This is a genomic window from Legionella cherrii (assembly GCF_900635815.1).
Lineage (GTDB): Bacteria > Pseudomonadota > Gammaproteobacteria > Legionellales > Legionellaceae > Legionella > Legionella cherrii.
Genome location: NZ_LR134173.1, coordinates 1,474,144 through 1,500,381 on the forward strand (window position 1 = coordinate 1,474,144; position 26,238 = coordinate 1,500,381).

Consider the following 26,238-nt stretch of genomic DNA (forward strand, 5'->3'; position numbering starts at 1 on the left):
TTCAATTGAATTCAAGCCAACTGGCGATTGGTGTATTTGACTCTGGGATGGGCGGACTAACGGTTTTGCGGGCATTGCGAGAGGGCTTGCCACAAGAATCGTTTATCTATTTAGGGGATACAGCCCGGCTGCCTTACGGTACTAAAAGTCCAGATACTGTAAAACAATATGCAATGCAAATGGCAAAGTTGCTGGTAGAGCGGCAGATTAAGGCTTTAGTGATCGCCTGTAATACCGCAACTACAGCTGCATTGCCTTATTTGCAGGAAATGCTACCCGATATGCCGGTGCTTGGTGTGGTGGCTCCAGGTGCTGCAGCAGCTGTTGCGGCAACTGAGAACAAACGCATTATTGTTTTAGCGACTGAAACCACAATTGCATCCAACGCATACCAGAAGCTCATCATCCAAAAACTACCGCAGGCAGTAATTAATACGCGTGCGTGCAGTGTTTTGGTTGCCCTGGCTGAGGAAGGTATGGTGGACAATCAGGTAGCACGTGAAGCGTTAAAACATTATCTCGATGGATTTACTAACGAAGATACAGTTTTGTTGGGATGCACCCACTTCCCGGTATTTAAGCCTTTGCTACACAGTTTATTGCCGCAAGGAGTGACTATAGTCGACTCAGCACATGCCACATCGCTGGCATTGCATCAGTTGCTCGAAAAGCAGGATTTACTGAATGATACCCCTTCCTTGAATCGCAAAGTCAATTATTTAGTAACCGATTCCATCAAACGTTTCCAGATTGTAGGCGAGATATTTTTGGGTGAGCAGTTGGCATCGGAAGATATTGAGCTCGTGGATGTTAGGAATTAAATAGAACGTATCCCTCATCCGCCCTGACGGGCACCACCTCCCCTGAGGAGAAGGAAAATTAGCGAGGTCGCTACCAAAATCCTCTCTCCCGTTTCCGGAGAGGGGCAAGGGGTGAGGGATTTAAAAGAACCTTATTCTTCTTTCGGTGGACGACTCATTAGATTTTGCACCACCTGTTTTGGAGTAATTTTTCCTTGTAGCAGTGCGTTAATTTGTTCACATATCGGCATTTCCACTTGATATTGCTTGGCGATGAAGCAAACTTGCGATGCATTATATTTTCCTTCCACAACTTGGCCAATTTGCTTTTCTGCATCATTGATGCTGATGTTTTGCCCTAAAAGTAAACCAAAGCGACGGTTTCGTGATTGATCATCGGTGCAGGTCAACACTAAATCACCGACACCCGCCAAACCAAGAAAAGTCTCTGCACGAGCACCTAAAGCAAGTCCCAGACGCTCCATTTCTGCCAGGCCGCGGGTTATTAATGCCGCTTTGGCATTAGCCCCATAGCCTAAACCATCACTGATTCCACAGCCAATAGCCAAGACGTTTTTTATCGCACCACAAATTTGCACTCCGATCAGATCATCGCTCAGATAAACACGGAGGTTGTGATGATGAAGTAGTTCACGAATATTTTTTTGATAGTGCGGATCGTTGGAGGCTAAAGTGACCGCTGTAGGTAAAAAGTGAGCCACTTCTTTGGCAAACGATGGACCTGAAATAATTGCTTGTGGAAAGGTAGCACCAAAAGTTTGACTCACCAGCTCACTTAATAATTGATGACTTTGTGGATCGATACCTTTAGTTAGCCATGCTAAACCTTGGGGTGATTTTTTAATTTTTGCAATAATTTCTGCAAATGCATGGGAAGGAACAGCAATAATGACGTAATTGGCTTCATTGATGCATTGATCCAAATCAGCCAGGGGTTCCAAAGTATCAGGAAAAGCGATATCGGGTAAATAATTTGGATTTGATTTTTTTCCCTTCATCAGCGCAACATGTTGGGGATCATGCCCCCACAACAAAACACGATGACCCGCTTTGGCTAGGTGAATTGCAACAGCAGTGCCCCACGAGCCGGCACCTAATATAGCAATGGTTTTTTGGTTCATTTTATGTTCTTGAATAGGGGTTAATTAGAATTGGAAGCAGGGTTTTGGTTCTCATTAAATTAAGGACTTCCCGCTCCCCAAGCGGCAGTGGGGCAGGGGTGAGAGTTCATTAATCCATACCCTCATCTGCCCTCACAGGCCCCTTCACTTTATCCGCGTTATCCCTCGTTGAACTCGGGATGACTGGGGCGGGGTAAGAAGGGGAATTCCTTACTTATGTGATACAATTTCGCCTGCACCCTGTTGCTCTTGTTAGGGCACTTGTAATTTTAAGCTTTGCCTTCTTTTTGTTTTTCTGCAAGTTGTTGCATGTACAGCGCATCAAAATTAATCGGTGCCAGTACCAGTTGTGGGAAACTGCCACGAATTACTTGGGAAGTAATTGCTTCCCGAGCATAAGGGAATAAAATATTAGGGCAGAAACTGTTTAGCAAATGATCCAGTTGATTTGCTGGAGCGCCTTGAATGGTGAAAATACCGGCTTGTTTTACTTCAACAAGGAACGCAGTTGTTTTGTTATTGGTTACTGTGGCAGTAACTGTTAATACTACTTCAAAAACACCTTCTTCCAGTTTTGTATTGGTGGTATTGAGCTCAAGATTCAGTTCAGGTTCCCATTGTTGCTGAAATACAGCTGGGGTATTAGGCGTTTCAAAAGATAAATCTTTAGTATAAATCCTTTGAATCATGAATTGTGTTTCATTTTGATTTTGTTGCGCCTGGTTTGCTTGATCGTTCATGTTGTTGTTATCCTCTTAGTAATTTATCGAGATTCCCCTGAGCATCCAGGGCATATAAATCATCGCAGCCACCCACATGCTGGCCATTAATGAAAATTTGTGGAACAGTACGTCTGCCACTTTTGGTTATCATTTCATCACGTAATTCGGGTTGTACATCAACACGAATTTCTGTGAATGAAACCTGTTTTTGTTGCAATAACTCTTTGGCTCGGACACAGTAAGGACAATATGCGGTACTGTAAATAATGACTTCAGCCATAATTTATTTTCCTTTAACTAAGGGTAACTCGGCATTTTGCCAAGCAGCGATTCCACCACCTAACACGTGGGGCTGGTAGCCTTGAGCACGAATTTTATTGGCAACAGCCTGAGCATCAAAAGCGCGTGAGGCGATCAGAATAATGGGTTTATTTTTATATTTCTCCATTTTCTGTTGTTCAAAATCTTCGCTTTTAGCATGGATCGAATCAATTATGTGTCCTTTCGAAAACGCTTCTTTGTCACGCAAGTCAATGACCACAGCATTTTCATGATTGATTAAATCGACAGCGGCTTGAGGGGTTAATTCCTTTGCTTTCCTTTTTTGGGTGATTAATTCGTTGATAAAAGTTAATAATAAAATCACGATAAAGGCAAGCCATAGCTGCCAATGATGGATGATAAATTGACTAAAGTGTTCCATGTTCTCTCTTGCATATTTTATTAATTTGGGAATTATCACCAGAATGAGGCATTAACGCAAGTCACAGAACTATTTTCTATGTCCCGGCGGCACCTTATAGCGAAACCCGGGATCTTTTACGGTTATCCCGAGGGTGGCGAGAGCGCTATTGCAATTGGGTGCTACAGGGTGGTGAGCTTTCGGCGTGCTTGGGATGACGTAATTATCGGTTTCTCTTAAGCAGCACATAAACTGCACCACTTCCTCCATCCTTGGGTAAGGCACTGTGAAAAGCCAAAACCTCATCTAACTGGGGCAGCCAACGATTGAGTAAATTTTTAATCACAGGGGGGGCTCCTTGGTAACCGCCCTTACCGTGAATAATTAAAATGCATCTGCTGTTCTTTTCGGCCTGGGTTTGAATAAATTGGCATAAGGTATCGCGGGCATTTTCACTTTTTAGTCCATGCAAATCCAAGCGGGCTTCCCATGGGATTTGGCCATGTCTTAATGCTTTAAATCGTTGGCTGGCAAGGCTGGGATGAGAATAAGATAAAATGGTTTCGGAAAGAACCGTGTCAACAATCATATCGGATAAGTAATACTTCTTTTTTTCGTATGTTGCCTGGGGTGTACTTTTTTTAGGCTGGACTGAAGGCTTTGGTTGAGCCACTTTGACCTGCTTTGATTGTTTCTGCAATGGTTTTACAGAACGCATGTGTTCGCGAAACAAGGCTTTGTCTTCATCGGACAAAAAATCGTCAGCCATATTTTACTAAAAATAATAAGTGATATGAGAAGTATAACCCGGGTTTCGCTGTGCTGCACTCAAATCCGAGTTTTCATCAAGGTAAAACATACAACTACTTTTGTTGATTAACATAGGGTACAATTTGTACTTTTTCTGGATGAGAATTGACCCCCCATGAGCAAATATATACTTAAGGAAACGGAAGAATTAGTTACGATTTTGGATTTTTTACGTTTTAGTGTGTCCTGTGCAACTCATGCGAATTTATATTATGGCCATGGCACCGATAATGCTTGGGACGATATGCATTCATTAATCCTGAGAAGCTTGTCTTTGCCTTATGATTTAGACCCCAATTGGCTTAATGCACGTTTAACTACCAGTGAAAAAAAATATTTACACCAACAATTGGAAAAGCGAATTAATCAACGCGTACCAGTGCCTTATTTGATCAAAGAAGCTTATTTTTGTGATATTCCCTTTTATGTGGATGAACGAGTTCTTATACCGCGTTCACCAATGGCAGAACTGATTAAAAATGAATTTTCTCCCTGGGTCGATGCGGAAAAAGTACATCGTATTTTGGATTTGTGTACGGGCAGCGGATGCATTGCGATTGCCTGTTGTTATGCTTTTCCTCAGGCAGAAGTTGATGCAGTCGATATTTCTAGTGAAGCGCTTGCTGTTGCTGCGAGGAATCGCGAACAGTTAGGGGTTGAAGAGCAACTGACGTTAATTGAGTCTGATTGTTTTTCCAAAGTACCAAAGGTAGGCTATGATTTAATTGTCAGTAATCCTCCTTATGTTGGTAAGGAAGAGATGCAGACTTTACCTGATGAATTCCGTCATGAACCTGTTTTAGCTTTGGAAACTGGCAATAATGGATTAGCTATTGTTGAAACAATTCTGCACAATGCGTCTGAGTATTTAAATGAAGCGGGTGTCCTGATTGTAGAAGTAGGGAATAGTGAGGAGGCTTTATGCGATGCCTATCCCGATGTTCCTTTTACCTGGCTTGAAATGAGCCATGGAGGACAAGGTATATTTTTATTAACGAAGCAGCAGTTAGACGAGTATTTTAATGTCCGGTAATACATTTGGAACTTTATTTACGGTAACAACATTTGGTGAAAGCCATGGTCCGGCCATTGGCTGTGTGGTCGATGGCTGCCCACCCGGATTAATGTTGCAGGAAGAAGACATTCAACCATTTCTCGATAAACGCAAGCCAGGCCAATCCAAATATACAACACAACGCCGTGAGGAAGACAAAGTACAAATCCTTTCTGGTGTATTTGAAGGTAAAACGACAGGCGCGCCTATTGCCTTATTGATTCATAATACCGATCAACGATCTCGGGACTATGAAGAAATCAAAAATTTATTTCGACCAGGCCACGCAGATTTTACTTATCACCATAAATACGGTCATCGAGATTATCGCGGTGGCGGGCGTTCTTCAGCGCGAGAGACTGCGGCACGCGTAGCAGCCGGCGCGATTGCACGTTTGTATTTGCAACGTCATTTAAATTTGGTAATAGTGGGTTACTTACAGCAAATGGGCGATTTGATTCTGGACTTTGTTGATGAGACGGAGATCCCTAACAATCCTTTTTTCTGTCCAAATAATACTCAAATCCAGGATCTTGAGGAGGCAATTGAACACTTAAGACGTCGAGGCGATTCAGTGGGGGCCCGGGTTAAAGTGATCGCAAAAAATATGCCTGTAGGATTAGGTGACCCTGTATTTGATAGACTGGATGCAACATTAGCTTATGCTATGATGTCAATTAACGCAGTTAAAGGCGTCGAAGTGGGGGCAGGGTTTTGCGTCGGTAAATCAGTTAGGTTCTGTGCATCGAGATGAAATGACTCGTCAGGGTTTTCTCAGTAATAATGCGGGTGGAATTTTGGGTGGTATTTCTACAGGACAAAATGTAGAAGTAAGTATTGCATTAAAGCCTACTTCAAGCATTATTACCCCAGGAAGGACGATCAATACTTCTGGGGACGAAGTGACTGTAGTGACTAAGGGTCGGCATGATCCTTGTGTAGGAATTAGGGCTGTGCCTATAGCTGAAGCAATGATGGCTTTGGTGCTGATGGATCACTATTTGAGAAATAAGGCATTATCCTAAACTCTCCTTAATTATTTCCCTTTTCCCCGAAGCAGGAGAAGGGAGTTTTTTTCCCTTCTCCCATGGAGAAAAAATGATAAAAGAATTCAGAAGAGGTTAATCATGAGCAGAGAATTAAATATAGCGATTGTTGGTGCTACTGGGGCAGTTGGTGAAACTTTTCTAACCGTATTGGAAGAACGAAATTTTCCTATAAAAAACCTTTATCCATTAGCAAGTTCTCGTTCTGTGGGTAAAACAGTAGAATATAGAAATGAACAATTTGATGTAATAGATCTGGCTGAGTTTGATTTCAGTAAAGCGGATATCGCTTTATTCTCAGCAGGTGGTTCTGTATCTAAAGAATATGCACCCAAAGCTGCTGCAAGTGGATGTGTGGTGGTCGATAATAGTTCTTGCTTTCGTTATGAAGAGGACATTCCTTTAGTCGTTCCCGAAGTCAATCCTCACCGTATTATTGACTATAAAAATAGAGGCATTATTGCCAACCCCAATTGTTCTACGATTCAGATGGTTGTTGCCTTGAAGCCTATATATGATGCGGTAGGAATTGCTCGAATTAATGTGGCGACGTATCAATCAGTTTCTGGTACGGGAAAGAAAGCGATTAGTGAGCTTGTTTCCCAAGTAGGTGATCTTTTGAATGGTCGGCCTGCGAATATCAATGTGTACCCACAACAGATTGCTTTTAATGCGATTCCGCACATTGATCAGTTTGAAGAGAATGGATATACCCGCGAAGAGATGAAAATGGTGTGGGAAACACGTAAAATTATGGAAGATGACAGTATCATGGTCAATCCTACTGCAGTTAGAGTACCTGTTATTTACGGCCATTCTGAAGCCATTCATTTGGAATTAAAAAAGCCCTTAACTGCTGACGAGGCGCGTAAGATTCTTTCTAAAGCTCCAGGAGTGAAAGTCGTTGATAATGTGGCTAAGGCAAGTTATCCCACTGTTCTTAAAAACGCTATAGGGCATGATGAGGTGTTTGTTGGACGAATTCGGCAAGATATTTCTCATCCTAATGGATTAAAATATGTGGGTCGTTGCGGATAATATTCGCAAAGGTGCGGCATCCAATGCAGTACAAATTGCTGAAATTTTGCAAAGAGAATTTTTGTAAGATATTTTGTGCGTTATTGTAGCCTGAATGATAGGCCCGTCTTCCCGAACGCTAGTGAGGGATCTCCGCAGTACTGTGTATGATGACGAGAGATCCCTCGTAGCACTCGGGATGACGTCTAAAGATCCCGGATTACACTGCACTAATCCGGGCTACAAAACATCCAGGCTTCAAGAATCACATTTTTTGTACAATAAGCAGAACTTTAAAAAAATCCTCCTACTTTTTGCAACCTAAGTTATACTTTGATTAACATGATTGGATTTTTAAACTATGCTAAATGAATATTATTTAACCGATGATATTGAAGAGCCTGTTCTTGCAAGTAGTGTTTTAGCTTATGTGACACCCAATGTTTCTGGTAAGCGGTTTAATGAATTAAAAACTGCGCAAATTCCTTGGGAAGCAAAACTGGATCTTTCAAATTTAAAGCCAGATGATGCGCGTCGGGCTTTGTTGGAATTTATTCTAAAACAGGTAAAGAAGAATAAACATACCTTACTTATTGTCCATGGTACACAAAGCGCTAGAAATGCTCCCCCTCTGCTAAAGAATTTAGTGAATCACTGGTTACAGCAAATCCAAGAGGTCATTGCGTTTCATAGCGCGAAGCCTAGTGATGGTGGTACTGGTGCGGTGTATGTTTTACTTAAAAGAGTATCGGATCTTCCTGTATTCACTCGTACGGAAAGCTCTTCCTTTTTAGTTGTTGAAACTAAAGCTATGGAGCGACAGAGGCGTCTGGCTGAACAGCAAGGTGAGCGGCGAATGGCGTCGGTGAAAGCTCGTGAACACTCCAATTATGAGGCTCAACCGGGTCTTGAAGGGGAGTTGCAAAATAATATTTTGCAACATCCTGCGTTAGACAGCCAGCGTTTTGATGGCATTGATGCACCTTTAAATCCTGAACCTCCTTTAAATACGGATGCGCGACGCGAATACGATAATGAACGACGCAATCAGGAGCAAGAAAAACAACTGCGTTTAGGTAATATGCCTCGATTCACTAATACACCTAAACCTAGAGGTCCTTAATGACAATTGCAAGTGACATAATCAGCCATCGAATGCCTGATTTTGAAGCTTATCTTCGAGCAGGGGAATCGTTGGATGACATTGATGAATATGGTTTTACACCCTTAATTGAGTGTGCTATTACACGCCAAACGCACATTGCTGAGCAATTAATTGTTCGTAAAGTCAATGTGAATAAAGCCGACGTGACTGGGCGTACCCCCTTACATTGGGCGGTGGATAATAATGATGTCGAAATGGCGCAATTGTTATTAAATAGTGGCGCAGATCCCAATGCCTATACGCGCAATGGACTTTCTGTATTGGTTTATCCAGTATTGCGCGGTCAAGAGACGCTTAAACGGTTACTCTATCAATATGGAGCTAAACTTGATTTTGCCCTTGATTTCATTAACGGCAAACTTATTGGGCATCGTTTTGAGTTGCAAGGGGATGTTGATATAGTCAATGCCAAGGGCGAATTTATTGAACTGGATTATGAAGGTTTTATCCTTGAATTTACTGTTGCCGTGATAAGGGATGCTTTAAGACGTTTTATCAGCAGCTATTCAACACGCCATTTACGAGACTATTTTCCATTGGCTTACGTCATTATCGATGGCTTTACGCTTGCAGAGGAGCTTTTACAATATCAGCACTTGCCTTATTTGAACGAACAACAAATACGACGGGTGCAGGAATTTTTAAAAGCACCTATGTTGATTCTTCCTGCAGCCAGTCGCGGCCATGCTATGGGATTTATTCGTTTTGGTCCATGGTGGGCTAAAATTGATCGCGGTGAAAACAGCTTACAGGAGGGGAGTGTTAATATCTATAAAATGAGTAATCCCGAAGCCTTGAATGTTCGTTTTCTGCAAGATTTTCTTTATAAAAAACAACCGAGACGTTATTTCCATCAAGTAATTAACCAGCAATTAGGGTTGATTCCCGTCGCAAAAATGCCAATTAGTTCGCAAATTAGTGGTAATTGCTCTTGGGCCAATATACAGGCGATTGTTGCAGTTGCTTATGCCATTCAAGAATTACAAAAGAATAATTTTATTAATTTCGATCCAGCGATGAGCTTTTATGATGAGTGGGTATCTTGGGACAAGGAACGAGCTATCGATGAATGCATTCAACGTTTTTATTTGGCTAATCCTCTCCGTAAAGCCAGTATTGCCGCCATGTTAGGTGGCGTTTTATTCCAAGCCTGTCATTATAACAATGCGCGCCATTTGGAAATGGCAGAGAAAATACTCAAGATTCTCACCTTGCCTGATTATGAATACATTTTAAAAAGTTATCTTGAAGAGTATTGCATCAAACGGTTAACCAAAAAAGGGAATAATTTACTCAAAATTCTTGATGATTGCGGTATCAATCCCAATATCGGTGTGAATCCCATTGCCACCGATTTATGATTGGAATTGGACGTAGCGAGGGATGACGGTTTCCCTTTAACCAGCCTACGATCCTACAGTTTTTCATTACCCCCACTTTTTCAACTATACTCAAAATGTACGAATTATCGATTAAGATAAGGAGATCATCATGTTAAAGTGGGCGCTCATTTTTTTGGTAGTCGCCATTGTTGCAGGTTTATTTGGTTTTCGCGGCATTGCGTCCACGGCAACCAGTATTGCCAAAGTACTCTTCTTTTTGTTTATCGTTATTTTCTTGGCATTTTTAATTTTGAGTTTATTTGGAACCACATCACTTAATGCGGTGCCGTAGATTTGGCCTAGGCGAACTAAAGGACCCTCATCATCCCTCGTTAGACTCGGGATGATGAGCGGGAGTTATCATAGAGTGGCGATATCAATGACAAAACGATAGCGGACATCGCTTTTTAGGACACGTTCATAAGCTTCGTTAACTTGTTCTATGGGAATTAGTTCAATATCGGACACAATGTTGTGTTTGCCACAAAAATCGAGCATTTCCTGGGTTTCTTTAATTCCGCCAATTATCGAACCAGCCAGACTTCTACGTTTCGCTATCAGAGAAAATGCATTCAGTGGAACAGACTCTTCTGGAATACCAACAACAACCATGGTTCCATCGCGTTTGAGTAATTGGATGTAATCATTCCAATCGATTTTAGCGGAAACAGTACAGATAATGAGATCAAAAGAATTGTTTAACTTTTTGAAGGTTTGAGGATCCGATGTAGCAAAAAAATGATCGGCACCCATGCGTCTGCCATCAGCTTCTTTGCTGAGCGAATGACTCAAAACGGTCACTTCAGCTCCCATTGCATGCGCCAGTTTGACGCCCATATGTCCAAGTCCACCCAAACCTAAAATACCAACACGTTTTCCAGGACCAATCTGCCAATGCTTTAAGGGGGAGTAGAGGGTTATTCCTGCACAAAGCAACGGTGCAGCTGCGTCCATAGGCAAGTTTTCAGGAATGTTCAAAACATAATTTTCGTCTACAACAATTTGGGTAGAGTAGCCGCCTTGAGCCAAATTACCGTGACGTTTTTCCACATTATTATAGGTTAAAGTCATTCCTACTTCGCAAAACTGTTCCAATCCTTCATGACAGCTGTCGCATTGCCGGCACGAATCAACAAAACAACCGACACCCACGCGGTCGCCTACTTTAAACTTAGTGACCGATGGACCTACTTGACTGACTACACCCACAATTTCATGACCTGGAACCATTGGAAATAAGGAACCACCCCATTCATCTTTTATCTGATGAATGTCTGAGTGACAGATGCCACAGTAATGAATGTCAATCAGCACGTCATTTGTTCCAACATCACGACGCTCAAATGAATAAGGTTTAAGAGGGGCTTTTGCACTTTGAGCCGCATAACCTTTTACGGGTATCATCTAAAACTCTCCTTGTTATGTCGAATTATTTTTCTTTTACTAATGAAGGTGAAGTCCTTTATTCGTGGAGTATCCCTTTCTGGGATCGCTCCTGAATTGTAGCCAGGGTGAAGACAAGGCCCTAAGACGGGGGACTATTTGCCGTCATCCCGAATGCAACGAGGGATCTCCCGTCATAACAACCTGCTATCGGGGAGATCTTTTGTGTCATCAGGCTAAAGAGTCCGCTTTATTCTTTTGCTGCGGTCTCTCTTTTTTTCTGGCCATCTGCTTTAACAACTGCTTTGATGTTTCCTTGTTGCTGTGGTCCAGTTCTTCTACGATTCTGGTTTGAAGCAGTTGGATTATTACCTGCACTGGCTCTTTGTTGTTGGTTACCATTGGGCCGACGTCTTCTATTTTGCGATCTGCGGTCACCACCAGAACCTTTAGACGTTTTTGCCTGAGCTTGATGACGGCCTGGTGCTCTTTTAGCCTGGCTTTGTGGCACTGAAACCGAAGTGTCTGCATGTCCACCAAATAAACTGGACCATAAGCGCTTGATAAAGCTGGTTTGAGCGCTTTTTACCGGTTGATGTTCTGTTAATGGTTTGACTGCAGGTTCATCTCGTAAAGAACTATCAACCTCACTACCGGGAACATGTAATTCAGGCTGTTGGATTAGAGAATAACTAGGCTTTTTCGATTTACCTACATTATCTTCTTTCAGACGAGTGATTGAGTACTGTGGTAAGTGCATGTAAGGATTGGCGATAATCATTACTGAAACACTATGCCTTTTCTCAATGTCTTTAATGAAATTACGCTTCTCATTCATAATGAAGGTTGCCATTTCTGCAGGAAGCTGTACTTGGATTTCAGCGGTTTTTTCCTTTAATGCTTCTTCTTCAATGAGACGTGTAATTGCCAACCCGTGAGACTGAATGTTACGAACCGTACCTCGTCCTTCACAACGTGGACACACCTCCTGAGCACTTTCCCCTAGTGATAATCTCAGACGTTGACGCGACATTTCCAAAAGACCAAAGCGGGAAATACGTCCGACTTGAATACGTGCTCTATCCGCTTGCAATGCTTCTTTCAGGCGATTTTCGACATCCCGTTGATTTTTACTGGAGCTCATATCAATGAAATCGATAACAACTAAACCACCCAAATCACGTAGACGTAACTGGCGAGCGATTTCGTCGGCTGCTTCAATATTTGTATTGAATGCAGTTGCTTCGATATCTGATCCACCCGTTGCTTTAGCTGAGTTGACATCAATTGAAACCAGAGCTTCGGTTCTGTCGATCACCAAAGCACCTCCAGACGGCAACATCACTTGGCGCTGGAATGCAGTTTCTATCTGACTTTCAATTTGATAGAAGTTAAACAGAGGGATGCTGCTGTTGTAGAGCTTCAAGTTAGGTAAGAATTCTGGTTTTACTCGCTCAATATATTGCTTGGCTTTAATGTAAGAAATCTGATCATCGATAATGATTTCGCTGATGGACTTACGTAAATTATCACGAATAGAACGAATGATGACATCACCTTCTTGATGAATCAACGAAGGGGCAAGTTCCGAATTATAAGCTTGTTTGATGGATTGCCATTGATTGCACAGCATATCCAGGTCATCTTGTAATTCTTCTTGGCTTTTGCCTACACCCGCCGTACGGATAATAAGTCCCATGTCTTCAGGTAAAGTCAATGCATTGAGTGTCTCTCGCAGTTCGTCACGCTCTTCACCTTCGATACGTCTGGAGATACCGCCTGAGCGAGGATTATTAGGCATGAGAACTAGGTAACAACCTGCTAAAGTAATATAGGTTGTTAGCGCGGCTCCTTTGCTGCCACGTTCTTCTTTGTCAACCTGAACCAACAATTCCTGGCCTTCTCGGATTAAGGAAGTGATGGGTGGTTTTTCATCGCCAAATTCTTCAGGATTTTTGCTTAAATATTCAGGTGCGATTTCCTTAAGGGGCAAGAAGCCTTGACGTTTAGAACCATACTCTACGAAAACTGCATCGAGACTCGGTTCTCGTCTGGTGACGGTTGCTTTATAAATATTACCCTTTTTTTTCACTTCACCGGGACATTCAATATCCAGGTCAAATAAATAACGATCTTTAACTAGTGCAACACGAACTTCCTCAGTTTGCATTGCATTGATTAACATTTTTTCCATCTGTTACCCCATAATTAAGGGCGCCATCATTCAAGTTGAGATAGGGTCTCTTTACCTTTCTATTATCTTGGCCAAAATGGTTTGATTGTCGGCGTTTCGATGCGCACCTGCTTCGTAGAGGTTGCGCTTCGATACTCGAAAATCAAGCCATTTTTGGCTCAAGCTAGCGAAACGTGAAAAAAACCTAATATAAGGCTCAAAATACCTTAGAGGTTCAATAGGATTTACTGATATTTCGATGCTTTTGGCTGAGGTCTGGATTTTCTGTGCTACATGGCATACCTCGGTATGCTCTGTTGCAATATTGGAAAATCCGGGGTTTTCACCGCAAGTAGGTAATCGATCAGTAGCACCTGGGATTGAACAATAAGCGATGTGATCTTTAGGCGAACCCATGGCCTTATAAACAGACGTTACACATGTACCCTGTTCAACAGAATCCTTATGTACTGACGTGTACACTGCAGTTCTGTGCTCCGTTCCTCCTAGCATTTGTCGCTCTACAGCGAGTTTCGAAAGAGGTCTGATGAGAGGTGCATACTGTGAGATATACTGATTACAAACCAAACGGGTTGAAATAGGAAGCCAAAGGCGTGCGAAAGCCCTGAAATAATTCGTAATCGGTATAAAGCATGTCTGGCATGCGTAGGTTTCTGTCAAAAATATGGTCAATTTATCTCTGGCATTGGGTCGCTTCCTTATATCTTATGCTTAAATGGAAGCGCTATTTTTATGTAACTCTATTTAACAAATAATCATTCATTTAGATGGGCCAAAGCCTTTCTTCCTCAATGATTAGCATATACTTTAAAGTAAATAGTTACGCTTTTTTTATTTAAATGCGTTATAATTCGGTTGCATGGAAATTTTCCCACGCTACAGGCGATCATATCAAAAAAATCACGCCCAGCAAACAGGTTTATTGACAAATGAGTGAAGTAAGTTATAGAGAAATCAGTAATGAAGAAGAAGGGCAACGTCTGGATAATTATTTGATTCGCATTTTAAAGGGTGTTCCCAAAAGTCATATCTACAGAATTATCCGTGGTGGTGAAGTTCGGGTTAATAAAAAAAGAGCACAAATCAATTCACGATTACATGCCGGGGACAATGTTCGTATTCCTCCAATTCGGGTTTCCGAATCAAAAGAGGTATTTGTAGGCGATGCTTTGGCCAAGCGATTGAAAGACTGCATCATTTTTGAAGACCCTTGCTTTTTGGTCATTAACAAGCCAGCAGGCATTGCGGTTCATGGTGGAAGTGGTTTGAGTCTTGGTGTAATCGAAGCGTTGAGAAAAACCCGAAACGATTTAACTTATCTTGAATTGATTCATCGCCTTGATAAAGACACTTCGGGATGTCTTTTATTAGCTAAAAAAGAAGTACCTTGAGAGCAATGCATGCATTACTTGAGGCACGCGAGGTGCAAAAAACCTATTGGACCTTATTGACTCATCGCTGGGAAGGTAAAAAACAAGTCACCGTTCGTGCGGCACTTGAAAAAAATACTTTAAAATCAGGTGAGCGTATTGTGTCGGTTAAAGAAGAAGGAAAAGCTTCTGAAACGGTATTTAAACTTCTTGAAAATTATCAACAGGCATGTTGGGTCGAGGCCAGTCCTAAAACCGGGCGTACGCATCAAATTCGTGTACATAGTGCCCATTTAGGACATGTTATAGTCGGGGATAAAAAATATGGGGCACTTGCAGGAGATGTAGAAGGGATAGATAATCAGCATCATCGTCTTTTTTTACACGCACGATCGATTCAATTTGAATTAAATGGCACAAAGCATGTGTTTCAAGCTGATGCAGATAACCATTTTTCTACCGCACTAAAACAATTACGTGCGAGGAGCGTAGTGAGCAATGAGCAATCCATATGATTTGGTAGTATTTGACTGGGAAGGTACTATTGCGGATACTTTAGGGATAATTTTACATGTTGTTGCTACAGAAGCGAATTTGCTAGGGTTTGGCGATTTTGACCCCAATCAGGCGAGAAAATTTGTTGATTTAGGTTTGGTACAGGCTTTAAAAAAAACTTATCCGCACTTGACTGAACCACAACATCAACAATTATTGCATGCAGTGCAATTGGCCATGCATTCTCGTTCCGCAGATGTCTGTTTGATGCCTGGTGTACGTGAACTGATCTATCAATTACATGAAGCCGGGATAAATCTGGCAGTTGCAACCAATAAAGGACATCAATCCTTGTCTCGTGCTTTGCAGGCTGCAGGCCTTGATAAACTATTTAAAGTAACTCGCTCTGCGGGACAAGTACCAGCAAAACCTTGTCCACAAATGTTAGAAGAAATTATTGAAGAATACGGCGGAACTGCAGCGACAACTTTGATGATAGGTGATTCTCTTACCGATATGGAAATGGCAAAAAGTGTTAAAGTAACTGCGGTAGGAATAGATATTTATCATCAGCAAGAAGAAGCTGTCCTTATGGCAGCTGGAGCAGTAGCCGTGTTTGATGATTATAAACAGGTAGCGGATTTTTTAAATTTATCCAAATGGAGTTAATTGCATCCATAGCTATTTGTTTTTGTGTGGGTATGAAAAATAAAAACTGCAGAATTCCGGGTGGACGTTATCGCTTCACCTAGGGTACGTTTTTATATGGACACTCATAGGACCATTGTCGTTAAGCTTAAGGATCCCTTCTCCCACTCGTGGGAGAGGGGCAGGGGTGAGGGTTCATCGGCCATTATCATGCCCTCATCCTCCTTCAGGCATCTTCTCCCCATGGAGAGAAGGGAAATTCCTTAACCTAATGGCAGTGATTCATACAAACGGGAGTTGCTTTATTTAGTCATATGTAAAGGGAGTATCAAACGTTGAGTACATTAACCAGTTTGCCTAATTTATTAACTTTGCTGCGTATCGTGCTGATTCCAGTATTCGTTATCGTATTTTATATGCCGTTTTCGTTTGCACATATGTTGGCAGCCAGTATTTTTGCTGCGGCAAGTTTTACGGATTGGTTAGATGGGTACTTGGCACGCAAACTGAAGATGATGTCTCCCTTTGGTGCTTTTCTTGATCCTGTTGCAGATAAGCTATTGGTTTCTACGAGCTTACTGTTGCTCGTAGGCGCTAAGGAAATTAATTATATTACTATTCCCGCTATTGTAATTGTTGGACGGGAAATTGTTATTTCAGCATTAAGGGAATGGATGGCTGAAATTGGTCGGCGTGCCAGTGTGACGGTCGGTTATGTCGGCAAGATAAAAACTTTTTTACAAATGGTCGCTTTATTTTTATTGTTGGCTTTTAATTCTTTAGATACTTGGGGGGGGATTTTCGGTTTTATCTTACTGTATGTGGCCGCAATTTTAACGATTTGGTCGATGATTATTTACTTGGCGATTGCTTGGCCAGAATTAACGAAAAAAAATTAATTTTATTATTGACAGGGTGTTAAATTTCGGTAGAATCACACCCCGTAGAGACGCGGGAATAGCTCAGTTGGTAGAGCACAACCTTGCCAAGGTTGGGGTCGCGAGTTCGAGTCTCGTTTCCCGCTCCAAATTAAAGCGACACAGAAAGTCGCTTTTTTTTTAAGAGCTTTAAGAGATAGACGTATCAGAAGTATCAAATGAGGCTGTGTGGCAGAGTGGTCATGCAGCGGCCTGCAAAGCCGTGTACGCCGGTTCGATTCCGGCCTCAGCCTCCATAAAGAAATTGCCCAGGTGGCGAAACAGGTAGACGCAAGGGACTTAAAATCCCTCGGAGCTTAACCTCCGTGCCGGTTCGATTCCGGCCCTGGGCACCAATCACCAATCATTCTGTAGCAAGTAAGATTAACGCAAGAATCGCAAAAACCATTCCCAATCCATGTTTGAATGTTAATTCTTGCTTTAGAAACACGACGCATAATAATAGAGTAATCATAGGGTACATGGATGTGACGAGCACTACCGGCATCGTAGGTCCATTTTGTAGTGCCAAAATGAAAAAAATACAGGCAATACCACTCGCTAAACCGTTCAATAACCCATACGTTCCCCCCCGGGGACAAAGATCCAATTTAAAATCAAGTAATACCAAGGCGATGATGCCTGAAATTAATACGCCAATACTTGAGTAAAAGGTAATGGAAAGTGGATTGATAAAACTTGACGCTCTTGTGCCCCAATAGCCCCAGGCACCATAAAGACATAAAGCAATGAGTGAAGGAAAATACCAAGAGCTCGGATTCATACAAATTACCTTACCTGTTAGCGGGTTTACAAAATGTTATATAGGATAACTGGTAGTCTATTAAAAAGACACTACTCAGTATTTTCTTCTTATTCCTTGGTACGGTTGTGCCTAAGCAAGGGAATGAGATTCCCGTCAGAGAGGTAGTGATGATGGTTCATTTGTCGCAATCAATCTTCTCATCTACCCTGACATGCATCCTCTCCCCGACGGGGAGAAGGGACATTCCAACAGTCTACTTTAACCGGGAGTTGAACGAGCAGCTGCTGATTGACCGGCTTCTAAATCCAATTCTCTTTGTTTTCCTAGCCATTCAATTAATCGAGTACGAAATGTTTTAAAAAATAAGTTAAAACGATTAGAGGAACGAATTTGAGCGCCCTCGTCCCTTTGATACAACTCCATTATCTCATCGGAACTGGTTAATTTTAAATTTAAGGCTATTTTATCTGCATGAAAGGCAATATCTGTTAAAGCGGAATTTTTTAATTTGAAATTATCTTCGATAATTTCATGCCCCTCTATTTTGAAATCAACGAGTGTAAATTGGTGCTTTGCGAAATAGGTGCTGCTTTTTCCATTTGCGGTCTTTATTTTTTCATTAGCGCCTGCAGCAATGAGTTCCGCAGCTAAACTATCAAAATGGTATAATCTTGCCCAATGAAGCGCAGTCATCCCGTGGTGATCAGCCTGATTTACATCACAGCCTAATTCGCGCATTCGTGCCAAAATAAGCTGTGCAGATTGTTTATCAGCCAGTTTGCACGCTAATACCAAGGCTGTATTTTCATATGAAGTCGCTAAAAGGAGTTTGGAATTCGCTAAGCGTAATGCTTGTTTTAGACTAAAAAGATTACGTTGGATAACCGCCAGGTGTAAGGGAGTGTTTGTAGTCACCACATCATCAAAATTACCGGCATCAGGAAGAGACAGTTGGCAATATAGGGGCAGTTTTTCTAATGCTTCTCGACATGAGCTCGCGGACTGCAGTTCTTCACTATAGATGGAGAAAAAAATCTTAAGCACATCTAGATAATGCAACCAAGGCAGTGCATGGTCTAAAACCTGGGGATGGAGCAAATCATTTTTTTGTAAAAAGAGCAGCAAGGATTGGAGATTCTCGATGTTCCTTTTATTATTGAGTTGGGGCAGCATCACGGTTACTATTTCGTAGTGTAACAGCTTGAGTTTATCTAAATGACTTAGGAATAATCCAAGGGCTTGAAGATCCTCCGCTGAAGGATTCGTAGTGCATAAATGTTTGGCAAGTAAGGGAATTAAATCGTGAGGTAGATTTTTACAAAGTCCAAATAAGTCAAACAGCAAATACCATTCCTTGCATTCTTCCTCCACATATTTGGGTTCCTTGGCACTCCCGGATTTATTTACAATCATGGCAAAACGCAGTGGCGTCACATGGGCTATGTCGGAGTAGCGTGCCAGCTTTTCATTTTGAGCTAAAATGCAGATAAGCTCATAAATTTTATCATCACGTGCAGGTGCCATTCTAATCGCGTTAACGAGTGCTTTTGCTGTTTCTGGAGTTGTATTTTTATCCGCAAATATTTGTAGCGCTCGAATAGGATCAGAAAAGTGTTTTAAACGAATGAACGTAACTAAATGAATGAAATCAGTTAATTGATCGAGTGCTTTTCCTCCTGGAACAGTATTGAGTTCTGCATCCAACAGAGCATTAATTTCTTCAATACACACGTGAGGGGTGTTAACTAAGGCTCTAAGCTTATCACTGAGAATGATTTTTTTTACCTGGAATGGTGATGAAGCCATGGGATACTCCTGTAATTTTTTTTGATAAAACAGTTTACTTTAATTCAATATAATTCACAATTTGTAGAATTAATGGCTTGAAAACATCCCTTAACTGCTGCCTAACAGCCTATAAATATCCACAAATTCTGTGGATAAGTATGTGGGTTATCTGATGACGAAACAATAAAATAGCAGAACTGCTTATGAGGTATATCTCTTGGATGATTTTTTCTCTACAATAAGACTTTAACTCTAACTAATAGCAATTATGTATAAACCATTAGCTCTTTTTATGGGCTTACGCTATACGCGTTCTCGAAAAAAGAATCATTTTGTCTCTTTCATTTCTCTGAGCTCCATGCTGGGTATAGGCTTAGGAGTGATGGTTCTTATTACTGTTTTATCAGTAATGAATGGTTTTGATGAGCAAATACATAACCGTTTTTTCGGTATGGCGCCTGAAATCACGGTCTCTGGCCCCAACGAGCGACTCAATAATTGGCCTGAAGTAGCTAAAAAGATTCAAACAGTTCCCGAAATTAAAGCATTAGCCCCTTATGTTGGTGGACAGGGATTAATGGTGCATGAAGGGCAAGTTTTACCTATTGTCTTAACGGGAGTATTGCCTGAAAAAGAAGAAAAGATGAGTCACTTACAAGATAAATTGCTGGCCGGTAGTCTAAGCAATTTAAAAGATTTTGGCATTATCCTAGGTAGAGGTCTCGCAGACAGTATGGGCACCATGATTGGCGATAAGGTCACGGTGATGATCCCTCAAGCAACCGTGACTCCTGCTGGAATGATTCCTCGTTTTAAGCGATTTACTGTAGTTGGTGTTTTCTCTGCGGGCACTGGATTTAATTTTGATACAAAGTTGGCATTTATCAATATGGGAGATGCCCAAAAGCTATTGCAAATGGGTGATGATGTCACCGGGATCAAAATGAAAATAGATAACGTGTACCAAGCACCCGAATTGACTTCTCGATTATCTCATTTGCTGGGAGAAGAATATCAGGTCGGCAATTGGACACAGCAATATGGTGCGTTTTTTCAGGCTGTCAAAATGGAAAAAACGATGATGTTTATGATTTTATTGCTCATTATCGCCGTAGCTGCATTTAATCTGGTCTCTTCTTTGGTGATGGTTGTTAATGACAAACAAGCAGAAATTGCCATTTTAAGAACCATTGGTGCGACCCCTTCTACGATATTGTGGACATTTATTGTGCAAGGAATGATGGTAGGAGTCGTGGGGACATTTTTTGGTTTGCTGGGTGGATTAGTATTGGCTAAAAATGCGACCACAATTGTGAACCATCTGCAATCCTGGTTTCATTTCAAGGTCTTGTCATCCAGTATTTATTTTGTTGATTATTTACCTTCCAAGATTATGTTAAGCGATCTATGGACCGTTTGTGTTATGGCTTTATTAATGAGCTTTCTGGCAACAATTTATCCTGCCTGGCGTGCCTCAAAAACAGTGATTGCGGAGGCTTTGCATTATGAGTGATGTTATTTTAAATGCTACAAATTTATGTAAATCATACAATGATGGCGCTTCTAAAGTAGATGTGCTGCGAGGAGTCGATCTGTCGATTGCTAAAGGCGAACGTTTGGCAATTATTGGTCCATCAGGATCTGGGAAAAGCACCTTATTGCATCTAATGGGCGGGTTGGATAAGCCAACTACTGGCGATGTATTAATTAAGGATGTGAATTGGCAAAAAGTAAATGAAAAGCAACGTTGCCGATTACGTAATCAAGGTTTGGGATTTATTTACCAGTTTCATCACTTGTTACCTGAGTTCACCGCACTTGAAAATGTTGCTATGCCTCTGCTCTTGGCGAATATCTCAGTAAAGGATGCTACGGCTGAAGCAAGTAAAATGTTGGATGATGTTGGACTTAAAGAAAGAAAAACACATAAACCGGCTCAGCTTTCAGGAGGCGAGCGGCAACGCGTTGCCATTGCTCGAGCTTTGGTACATCAGCCTTACTGCGTGCTAGCTGATGAACCTACAGGCAATCTCGATCAGACAACGGCAACCAAAGTGTTTGATTTAATGCTGGAGCTGAATCGAAAAATGAATACGGCTTTGGTTATTGTGACTCATGATCAGCAGTTAGCGAAACAAATGGATCGCGTTTTAGTGCTGGGCGATGGTCTTTTATCTGAGTTTAAATAAATTTTGTATCAGGGGTTTGTTTTCCTGAATGATTACTGATTCAGGGTCATCAACAGAAAAAGGGGTAAACAACTATGTTTAAAAGAAAGGAGGGGGTTGGTAGCCCTCAACCAGCTGCAGCCAAGAAAAGTTTATTCGATGGAATCAGAGAAGATAAAGTAACTTATGATTTGGTCGATATGGGGCGCTCTGTAAATGCTCATCGATTTTTAAAAAATAAAAGTTCAAAAATTAAAGCCCCTCGATTACCGATCATTATTGAGGAAGTCGAAGCCGTAGAGGATAACCTGCCTGAAAATAAAGCTCCCTTAAATTTATAATCTGGGCAAGTATAACCTTCGTATGTAGCCTGGGTGCAGCGACGCGAAAACCGGGTTTCTGAGCCAAGCGGGAATAAGATTTGTAAATCAAGGAGCCTAATGGGTTGCATTCAAATCTCCTGGGTTACGGCTGACGCCTTCACCCAGGCTGCAAATCACCCAATGGAGCAAGAGATTTATTTAATAGTTTGCATGCCCTGGTGTGCGTGGGAAAGGAATGACATCGCGTACGTTAGCTAAGCCTGTAACATAGCTGACCAAGCGTTCAAAGCCCAAACCAAATCCTGCATGGGGTACCGTACCATATCGACGTAAGTCTCTATACCATTGATAGCTTTCTTTATTTAAATTGCATTCTTCAATGCGCTTATCCAGGATATCCAGGCGTTCTTCACGTTGACTGCCGCCAATGATTTCACCAATTCCAGGTGCTAAAACATCCATAGCCGCAACGGTTTTTTCATCATCATTGAGACGCATATAAAACCCTTTGATTTCTTGAGGATAATTAGTCAGTATCACCGGTTTTTTGCAGTGGATTTCTGCCAGATAACGTTCATGTTCTGATTGTAAGTCCAATCCCCAGCTTACAGGGAATTCAAATGATTGACCGCATTGTTCCAAAATTCTGATGGCATCAGTATAAGTCATGATTTCAAAATTAGAATCCGCGATGTGTTCTAGCCGTTCAATACATCCTGGAGCGACAAACTGATTGAAAAAGTCCATATCATCTGCACGTTCATCCAGAACTGCTTTGCATAGATAACGCAACATCTTTTGGCTTAAGGTACAAATGTCATGCAAAGTGGCAAAAGCGATTTCAGGTTCAATCATCCAGAATTCAGCCAAATGGCGGCTTGTATTCGAGTTTTCAGCACGAAAAGTCGGTCCAAAAGTATATACTTTCGACATGGCCATGCAATACGCCTCAAGATTTAACTGTCCTGAAACAGTGAGAAAAGTCTCTTTTCCAAAAAAATCTTTACTGAAATCAATTTGACCGTATTCATTTTTAGGGATATTTAAGAGGTCTAAGGTCGATACGCGGAACATTTCACCGGCCCCTTCACAATCACTGGAAGTAATAATGGGGGTATGTATCCAAAAGAAACCCTGTTCGTGGAAAAAGCGGTGTATGGCTTGTGACAAACAATGACGAATTCGCGTTACCGCGCTTATCGTATTAGTACGTGGACGTAGATGAGCTACATCACGCAGAAATTCAAGTGTGTGGCGTTTGGCCTGAATAGGATATGTATCTGGATTCTCTACCCAACCTACTACTTTAATCGAGTCAGCCTGAATCTCAAATGCTTGGCCTTTACCTTGAGAGGCTACCAATTTTCCTGAAGCAATGATAGAGCATCCAGCCGTCAGTTTACTGACTTCATCAAGGTAATTGTCCAAATTATCTGTTGCTACGATTTGAATGGGAGCAAAACAAGAACCATCATGTAAGCTAATAAAAGATAAACCCGTTTTGGAGTCGCGGCGAGTCTTAACCCAACCTCTAACGGTAACGTGTTCATCAATGCTGATTTCACCATCTAAACACTGCTTTATGGTAAAAACTTCACTCATTTTTTTTACTCCTCACTCTGATTATACTTTGCGCACTCACAAAGGGCACAGTTTGGGTGCATTTAAATTCTATCAGTCGACGTACGCTTATTAATCAGCGCAAGTATTTGCATTACACCAAGCATTTCCCGATTGAAGAATTCGTCTGGTTAGCGAGACTGGGCAATGCCAATCCCGATTTGTGGCTTCGCGAAGTATAGATACCTTTAACTAAAAATGAGATGATACACCGGGGTTATCAGCATTTCTACTATCTTAGTGCTAAAACATGTTGATTTTCTTACTTCATTAAGATAACTCCAAATTAGAATGAAAGTGCTTTGATCTCAACTGCTTTTTCGAGGTTTATCATTGAGGAAACATTATGTTGCGAAAAGTGTTCTGTATCTCATTGTTTATTTGCTCTTTAGGAGCTGCAGCAGATGATACGATATTAAAATTATATAGACCCTTTGGTGATGTGACGAATCAAGCGATTCCGCAAGTGAAAAACACACTTATGGGTGAATGTTATTCTCAATCCCAGTTAATTGTGCGGGAAGATGCCTGGCGTTGCCTGGCAGATGGCAAAACTTATGATCCGTGTTTTGTTAAGTCAGGACCAGAGCGGACAGAGGCATTATGCCCTCAATCTCCTTGGATTGGAGACAGTGTACTGATTAAAGTGAAAGAACCATTGCATAATGAGCAAAATAAAACATTAGATATGGCGCTTACTTATCCTTGGGGCATTGAGCTGACTAATGGTGAACATTGTATGGCGATTAATTCTGGAAAAATTTATGATCAAATGCCGGTGCGATATAAATGCAGCAGTAAAAATTATCTAGTTGGCCATTTACAGCGATGCAAAAATGTTTGGAGCATGCTTCAGAAAACGCCGCAAGGTGTGGTTACCGTAGAATTAAAGAAGGCTTGGTTTTGAAAGAGACTCTTATTGACAAAGGATTAAGTAATGTAGGTTGGGTCAAAGCCCAACCTGGAACAATTATTGAATCTCGGGGGCTGCTTTTTGAAAGGGTTCCAGTGTCAAACAATGCGCGTTGATTTCATTGATAAGGGGGTAGCTGTCCATAGCAAAATGAAAACGATGCGCATTATAGACTTGGGGGATAAGACAAAGATCGGCCAAGGTCACTGTATCGCCAAAACAAAAAGATGGACTGCGTTTTATCTGTTTTAATTTCATTTCAAAAGCGTCAAATCCTGCTTTAAGCCAATGGTGATACCAGTCTGTGACTTGTGTTTCATGTGCTTGAAATTGCTCTTTTAAGCGGTTTAATACCCTTAAATTATTCAGCGGATGCATGTCACAAGCGACAATTAAGGCAAGGGATCTTACAATAGCTTTATCCCAAGGATCAGAGGGCAATAATGCAGGATTAGGGTACGTTTCATCCAAATAATCGATTATGGCAAGTGATTGACTAATCACTCGCTGATTGATTTCTAAGCTGGGCACTAATTCTTGGGGATTAACCTCTCGGTATTCTGGACTATGCTGTTCTCCACCATGATTCACCAGGTGAATATTTATTTTCTCATAGGCAATATTTTTTAAGTTCAGGGCTATACGGACGCGATAACACGCCGTGGAACGAAAATAATCATAGAGTTTCATCGCTTATACCTGCTTCACGACTTGATCGATTGCCCCAAACAGGCTGTTGCCTTGTTTATCGAGCATTTCAATACGAATTCTGTCGCCAAAACGCATAAAAGACGTTTTTGCTTGGCCTTGCTCTATGGTTTCCAGCATACGCTTTTCCGCGATACACGATGAACCTTTGCTGCGATCCAGATTAGAAACTGTACCTGAACCAATAATGGTTCCTGCACGGAGGACTCTGGTTTTTGCAGCATGTTCAATCAGTTTTGGGAAGGAAAACGTCATATCTATCCCAGCGTTGGGTTGGCCAAATAATTGCTCATTCAGATGACTTAATAAAGACAGATGCACTCGTTGACCATCCCATTCAGATCCTAGTTCATCAGGTGTGATGGCTACAGGAGAAAAACTGCTGGATGGTTTCGATTGGAAAAAACCAAAACCTTTAGCCAGTTCATTGGGTATTAAATTACGCAATGAAACATCATTGACCAGCATGAGTAGCTTAATATGTTGCCCTGCGTTTTCATGGCTTATGCCCATAGGAACATCATCAGTAATTACTGCAACTTCTGCCTCAAAATCGATGCCATATGCTTCATCTGCTGCCAAGATGGGATCTCTGGGGCCCAAAAAGGAATCAGAACCTCCTTGATACATCAAAGGATCAGTCCAGAAATTCTCTGGCAATTCTGCACCACGTGCCTTACGCACCAGTTCAACATGGTTAACATAAGCACTGCCATCCGCCCATTGATAAGCACGAGGCAGGGGGGATTCACAGTGTTGTGGATCAAAACTAAAGGTATGCTCCAAAAGTCCTTCATTAAGTTGTTGATAGACTTGTTGTAACTGTTCCTCTACTGCATTCCAATGATCTAGGGCATATTGCAAATTGGGTGCAATTTGAGGTACTCGTATTGCACGAGTCAATGCTTGATTGACCACGCATAATTCCCCATCGCGTGATGATGTTGATTTTAGACTGGCAAGTTTCATAAGTTCCTCATTGAGTTGTAGTCCGGGATAAGTTAATCCCCTCTCCCACTGATGGGAGAGGGGTAGGGGGGAGGGGTTCATTAGCCGTAACCAATACCCTCATCCGCCCTTTCGGGCACCTTCTCCCTTGGGGAGACGGGAATCTTTACCCTATGT

Annotated in this window: 24 protein-coding genes, 3 tRNA genes and 3 pseudogenes; 17 read left to right on the plus strand and 13 right to left on the minus strand. The window is 41.6% G+C overall.

Features of this window, described 5'->3' with window-relative positions; genetic code table 11:
• Nucleotides 1–5: 5 nt before the first annotated feature.
• Complete coding sequence (gene murI, locus EL022_RS06345) at nt 6–821, plus strand: glutamate racemase (RefSeq protein ID WP_028381199.1); 816 nt, start codon at nt 6–8, stop codon at nt 819–821.
• 131 nt (nt 822–952) lie between these two features.
• Here the strand turns inward: murI and EL022_RS06350 are convergent, their stop codons facing one another.
• From EL022_RS06350 to EL022_RS06370, 5 genes are all read right to left on the minus strand, one after another.
• Nucleotides 953–1,942 carry an NAD(P)H-dependent glycerol-3-phosphate dehydrogenase gene (locus EL022_RS06350; RefSeq protein WP_028381198.1) on the minus strand — a complete coding sequence of 330 codons (990 nt, stop codon included), beginning with the start codon at nt 1,940–1,942 and terminating at the stop codon, nt 953–955.
• A gap of 269 nt (nt 1,943–2,211) precedes the next feature.
• Nucleotides 2,212–2,682, minus strand: coding sequence for a protein-export chaperone SecB (gene secB, locus EL022_RS06355; protein ID WP_028381197.1), 471 nt, complete (start codon nt 2,680–2,682; stop codon nt 2,212–2,214).
• A 7-nt stretch (nt 2,683–2,689) separates the two neighbouring features.
• Nucleotides 2,690–2,944, minus strand: coding sequence for a glutaredoxin 3 (gene grxC / locus EL022_RS06360; protein ID WP_028381196.1), 255 nt, complete (start codon nt 2,942–2,944; stop codon nt 2,690–2,692).
• Between the two features lie 3 nt (nt 2,945–2,947).
• Nucleotides 2,948–3,367, minus strand: a complete 420-nt coding sequence (locus tag EL022_RS06365) for a rhodanese-like domain-containing protein (RefSeq protein ID WP_028381195.1) — start codon at nt 3,365–3,367, stop codon at nt 2,948–2,950.
• A gap of 202 nt (nt 3,368–3,569) precedes the next feature.
• Nucleotides 3,570–4,115, minus strand: coding sequence for a Smr/MutS family protein (locus EL022_RS06370; RefSeq protein WP_028381194.1), 546 nt, complete (start codon nt 4,113–4,115; stop codon nt 3,570–3,572).
• A 156-nt stretch (nt 4,116–4,271) separates the two neighbouring features.
• On the opposite strand from EL022_RS06370, the gene prmB reads away from it, so the two are divergent.
• From prmB to EL022_RS06400, 6 genes and pseudogenes are all read left to right on the plus strand, one after another.
• The gene (gene prmB, locus EL022_RS06375; protein WP_028381193.1) at nt 4,272–5,189 is read left to right on the plus strand and encodes a 50S ribosomal protein L3 N(5)-glutamine methyltransferase; all 918 of its coding nucleotides are present in this window, start codon (nt 4,272–4,274) and stop codon (nt 5,187–5,189) included.
• A pseudogene (gene aroC, locus EL022_RS06380) lies at nt 5,179–6,235 on the plus strand (chorismate synthase). The gene prmB and the pseudogene aroC overlap by 11 nt, the downstream one beginning before the upstream one ends.
• Before the next feature lie 102 nt (nt 6,236–6,337).
• A pseudogene (locus EL022_RS06385) lies at nt 6,338–7,361 on the plus strand (aspartate-semialdehyde dehydrogenase).
• A 273-nt stretch (nt 7,362–7,634) separates the two neighbouring features.
• On the plus strand, nt 7,635–8,396 hold the full coding sequence (locus EL022_RS06390) for a Smr/MutS family protein (protein WP_028381190.1): 762 nt from the start codon (nt 7,635–7,637) through the stop codon (nt 8,394–8,396).
• Entirely contained in the window at nt 8,396–9,799 is a 1,404-nt protein-coding gene (ankH, locus tag EL022_RS06395) for a Dot/Icm T4SS effector AnkH/LegA3 (RefSeq protein ID WP_028381189.1), read from the plus strand. Before EL022_RS06390 ends, ankH begins: the two co-directional genes overlap by 1 nt.
• 130 nt (nt 9,800–9,929) lie before the next feature.
• Nucleotides 9,930–10,112, plus strand: coding sequence for a DUF1328 domain-containing protein (locus tag EL022_RS06400; protein WP_028381188.1), 183 nt, complete (start codon nt 9,930–9,932; stop codon nt 10,110–10,112).
• Nucleotides 10,113–10,180: 68 nt separating this feature from the next.
• Here EL022_RS06400 and EL022_RS06405 read toward each other — a convergent pair whose 3' ends face one another.
• The 3 genes from EL022_RS06405 to EL022_RS06415 form a co-directional block, all read right to left on the minus strand.
• Nucleotides 10,181–11,224, minus strand: a complete 1,044-nt coding sequence (locus tag EL022_RS06405; protein ID WP_028381187.1) for an NAD(P)-dependent alcohol dehydrogenase — start codon at nt 11,222–11,224, stop codon at nt 10,181–10,183.
• Between the two features lie 229 nt (nt 11,225–11,453).
• On the minus strand, nt 11,454–13,397 hold the full coding sequence (locus EL022_RS06410; protein WP_051544455.1) for an Rne/Rng family ribonuclease: 1,944 nt from the start codon (nt 13,395–13,397) through the stop codon (nt 11,454–11,456).
• Nucleotides 13,398–13,448: 51 nt separating this feature from the next.
• Nucleotides 13,449–13,889 carry a hypothetical protein gene (locus EL022_RS06415; protein ID WP_028381186.1) on the minus strand — a complete coding sequence of 147 codons (441 nt, stop codon included), beginning with the start codon at nt 13,887–13,889 and terminating at the stop codon, nt 13,449–13,451.
• A 437-nt stretch (nt 13,890–14,326) separates the two neighbouring features.
• On the opposite strand from EL022_RS06415, the pseudogene EL022_RS16680 reads away from it, so the two are divergent.
• The 6 genes and pseudogenes from EL022_RS16680 to EL022_RS06445 all read left to right on the plus strand — a co-directional run bounded on the left by EL022_RS16680 (nt 14,327) and on the right by EL022_RS06445 (nt 17,183).
• Nucleotides 14,327–15,282 (plus strand): annotated as a pseudogene (locus EL022_RS16680) (RluA family pseudouridine synthase).
• Nucleotides 15,266–15,931, plus strand: a complete 666-nt coding sequence (locus EL022_RS06425; RefSeq protein ID WP_028381184.1) for an HAD family hydrolase — start codon at nt 15,266–15,268, stop codon at nt 15,929–15,931. The pseudogene EL022_RS16680 and the gene EL022_RS06425 overlap by 17 nt, the downstream one beginning before the upstream one ends.
• Nucleotides 15,932–16,245: 314 nt before the next feature.
• Nucleotides 16,246–16,809: a CDP-diacylglycerol--glycerol-3-phosphate 3-phosphatidyltransferase gene (pgsA, locus tag EL022_RS06430; protein WP_028381183.1), complete on the plus strand. Its 564-nt coding sequence runs from the start codon at nt 16,246–16,248 to the stop codon at nt 16,807–16,809.
• 52 nt (nt 16,810–16,861) lie between these two features.
• Nucleotides 16,862–16,937 (plus strand) — tRNA-Gly (locus EL022_RS06435).
• Nucleotides 16,938–17,010: 73 nt separating this feature from the next.
• Nucleotides 17,011–17,084: transfer RNA gene (locus EL022_RS06440), tRNA-Cys, on the plus strand.
• Nucleotides 17,085–17,094: 10 nt separating this feature from the next.
• Nucleotides 17,095–17,183 (plus strand) — tRNA-Leu (locus tag EL022_RS06445).
• 8 nt (nt 17,184–17,191) lie between these two features.
• Here the strand turns inward: EL022_RS06445 and EL022_RS06450 are convergent.
• Nucleotides 17,192–17,611, minus strand: a complete 420-nt coding sequence (locus EL022_RS06450; RefSeq protein ID WP_028381182.1) for an EamA family transporter — start codon at nt 17,609–17,611, stop codon at nt 17,192–17,194.
• 240 nt (nt 17,612–17,851) lie between these two features.
• Nucleotides 17,852–19,399: a Dot/Icm T4SS effector AnkQ/LegA10 gene (gene ankQ, locus EL022_RS06455; RefSeq protein ID WP_028381181.1), complete on the minus strand. Its 1,548-nt coding sequence runs from the start codon at nt 19,397–19,399 to the stop codon at nt 17,852–17,854.
• Between the two features lie 250 nt (nt 19,400–19,649).
• Between ankQ and EL022_RS06460 the strand changes: the two genes are divergently transcribed.
• The 3 genes from EL022_RS06460 (at nt 19,650) to EL022_RS06470 (ending at nt 21,890) form a co-directional block, all read left to right on the plus strand.
• Nucleotides 19,650–20,894, plus strand: coding sequence for a lipoprotein-releasing ABC transporter permease subunit (locus EL022_RS06460; RefSeq protein ID WP_028381180.1), 1,245 nt, complete (start codon nt 19,650–19,652; stop codon nt 20,892–20,894).
• The gene (lolD, locus tag EL022_RS06465) at nt 20,887–21,570 is read left to right on the plus strand and encodes a lipoprotein-releasing ABC transporter ATP-binding protein LolD (RefSeq protein WP_028381179.1); all 684 of its coding nucleotides are present in this window, start codon (nt 20,887–20,889) and stop codon (nt 21,568–21,570) included. The genes EL022_RS06460 and lolD overlap by 8 nt, the downstream gene beginning before the upstream one ends.
• Before the next feature lie 74 nt (nt 21,571–21,644).
• Nucleotides 21,645–21,890 (plus strand): hypothetical protein, encoded by a 246-nt coding sequence (locus EL022_RS06470; protein ID WP_028381178.1) that lies wholly within the window; start codon nt 21,645–21,647, stop codon nt 21,888–21,890.
• A gap of 180 nt (nt 21,891–22,070) precedes the next feature.
• Here the strand turns inward: EL022_RS06470 and asnS are convergent, their stop codons facing one another.
• Nucleotides 22,071–23,474 (minus strand): asparagine--tRNA ligase, encoded by a 1,404-nt coding sequence (gene asnS, locus EL022_RS06475; protein ID WP_028381177.1) that lies wholly within the window; start codon nt 23,472–23,474, stop codon nt 22,071–22,073.
• Between the two features lie 364 nt (nt 23,475–23,838).
• Here asnS and EL022_RS06480 point away from each other — a divergent pair, with 364 nt between their 5' ends.
• Nucleotides 23,839–24,399, plus strand: a complete 561-nt coding sequence (locus EL022_RS06480; RefSeq protein WP_028381176.1) for a hypothetical protein — start codon at nt 23,839–23,841, stop codon at nt 24,397–24,399.
• 63 nt (nt 24,400–24,462) lie between these two features.
• On the opposite strand, the gene maiA is transcribed toward EL022_RS06480, so the two are convergent.
• Together maiA and EL022_RS06490 are read right to left on the minus strand one after the other, a co-directional pair.
• The gene (maiA, locus tag EL022_RS06485; RefSeq protein ID WP_028381175.1) at nt 24,463–25,095 is read right to left on the minus strand and encodes a maleylacetoacetate isomerase; all 633 of its coding nucleotides are present in this window, start codon (nt 25,093–25,095) and stop codon (nt 24,463–24,465) included.
• A gap of 3 nt (nt 25,096–25,098) precedes the next feature.
• Complete coding sequence (locus EL022_RS06490; protein WP_028381174.1) at nt 25,099–26,082, minus strand: fumarylacetoacetate hydrolase family protein; 984 nt, start codon at nt 26,080–26,082, stop codon at nt 25,099–25,101.
• Nucleotides 26,083–26,238 lie beyond the last annotated feature (156 nt).

Excerpts from the sequence above, each read along its gene's own strand:
- EL022_RS06350 (WP_028381198.1), bottom strand. The coding sequence starts at position 1,942 with ATGAACCAAAAAACCATTGCTATATTAGGTGCCGGCTCGTGGGGCACT.
- secB (WP_028381197.1), bottom strand. The coding sequence starts at position 2,682 with ATGAACGATCAAGCAAACCAGGCGCAACAAAATCAAAATGAAACACAA.
- grxC (WP_028381196.1), bottom strand. The coding sequence starts at position 2,944 with ATGGCTGAAGTCATTATTTACAGTACCGCATATTGTCCTTACTGTGTC.
- EL022_RS06365 (WP_028381195.1), bottom strand. The coding sequence starts at position 3,367 with ATGGAACACTTTAGTCAATTTATCATCCATCATTGGCAGCTATGGCTT.
- EL022_RS06370 (WP_028381194.1), bottom strand. The coding sequence starts at position 4,115 with ATGGCTGACGATTTTTTGTCCGATGAAGACAAAGCCTTGTTTCGCGAA.
- prmB (WP_028381193.1), top strand. The coding sequence starts at position 4,272 with ATGAGCAAATATATACTTAAGGAAACGGAAGAATTAGTTACGATTTTG.
- EL022_RS06390 (WP_028381190.1), top strand. The coding sequence starts at position 7,635 with ATGCTAAATGAATATTATTTAACCGATGATATTGAAGAGCCTGTTCTT.
- ankH (WP_028381189.1), top strand. The coding sequence starts at position 8,396 with ATGACAATTGCAAGTGACATAATCAGCCATCGAATGCCTGATTTTGAA.
- EL022_RS06400 (WP_028381188.1), top strand. The coding sequence starts at position 9,930 with ATGTTAAAGTGGGCGCTCATTTTTTTGGTAGTCGCCATTGTTGCAGGT.
- EL022_RS06405 (WP_028381187.1), bottom strand. The coding sequence starts at position 11,224 with ATGATACCCGTAAAAGGTTATGCGGCTCAAAGTGCAAAAGCCCCTCTT.
- EL022_RS06410 (WP_051544455.1), bottom strand. The coding sequence starts at position 13,397 with ATGGAAAAAATGTTAATCAATGCAATGCAAACTGAGGAAGTTCGTGTT.
- EL022_RS06415 (WP_028381186.1), bottom strand. The coding sequence starts at position 13,889 with ATGCTAGGAGGAACGGAGCACAGAACTGCAGTGTACACGTCAGTACAT.
- EL022_RS06425 (WP_028381184.1), top strand. The coding sequence starts at position 15,266 with ATGAGCAATCCATATGATTTGGTAGTATTTGACTGGGAAGGTACTATT.
- EL022_RS06450 (WP_028381182.1), bottom strand. The coding sequence starts at position 17,611 with ATGAATCCGAGCTCTTGGTATTTTCCTTCACTCATTGCTTTATGTCTT.
- ankQ (WP_028381181.1), bottom strand. The coding sequence starts at position 19,399 with ATGGCTTCATCACCATTCCAGGTAAAAAAAATCATTCTCAGTGATAAG.
- EL022_RS06460 (WP_028381180.1), top strand. The coding sequence starts at position 19,650 with ATGTATAAACCATTAGCTCTTTTTATGGGCTTACGCTATACGCGTTCT.
- lolD (WP_028381179.1), top strand. The coding sequence starts at position 20,887 with ATGAGTGATGTTATTTTAAATGCTACAAATTTATGTAAATCATACAAT.
- EL022_RS06470 (WP_028381178.1), top strand. The coding sequence starts at position 21,645 with ATGTTTAAAAGAAAGGAGGGGGTTGGTAGCCCTCAACCAGCTGCAGCC.
- asnS (WP_028381177.1), bottom strand. The coding sequence starts at position 23,474 with ATGAGTGAAGTTTTTACCATAAAGCAGTGTTTAGATGGTGAAATCAGC.
- EL022_RS06480 (WP_028381176.1), top strand. The coding sequence starts at position 23,839 with ATGTTGCGAAAAGTGTTCTGTATCTCATTGTTTATTTGCTCTTTAGGA.
- maiA (WP_028381175.1), bottom strand. The coding sequence starts at position 25,095 with ATGAAACTCTATGATTATTTTCGTTCCACGGCGTGTTATCGCGTCCGT.
- EL022_RS06490 (WP_028381174.1), bottom strand. The coding sequence starts at position 26,082 with ATGAAACTTGCCAGTCTAAAATCAACATCATCACGCGATGGGGAATTA.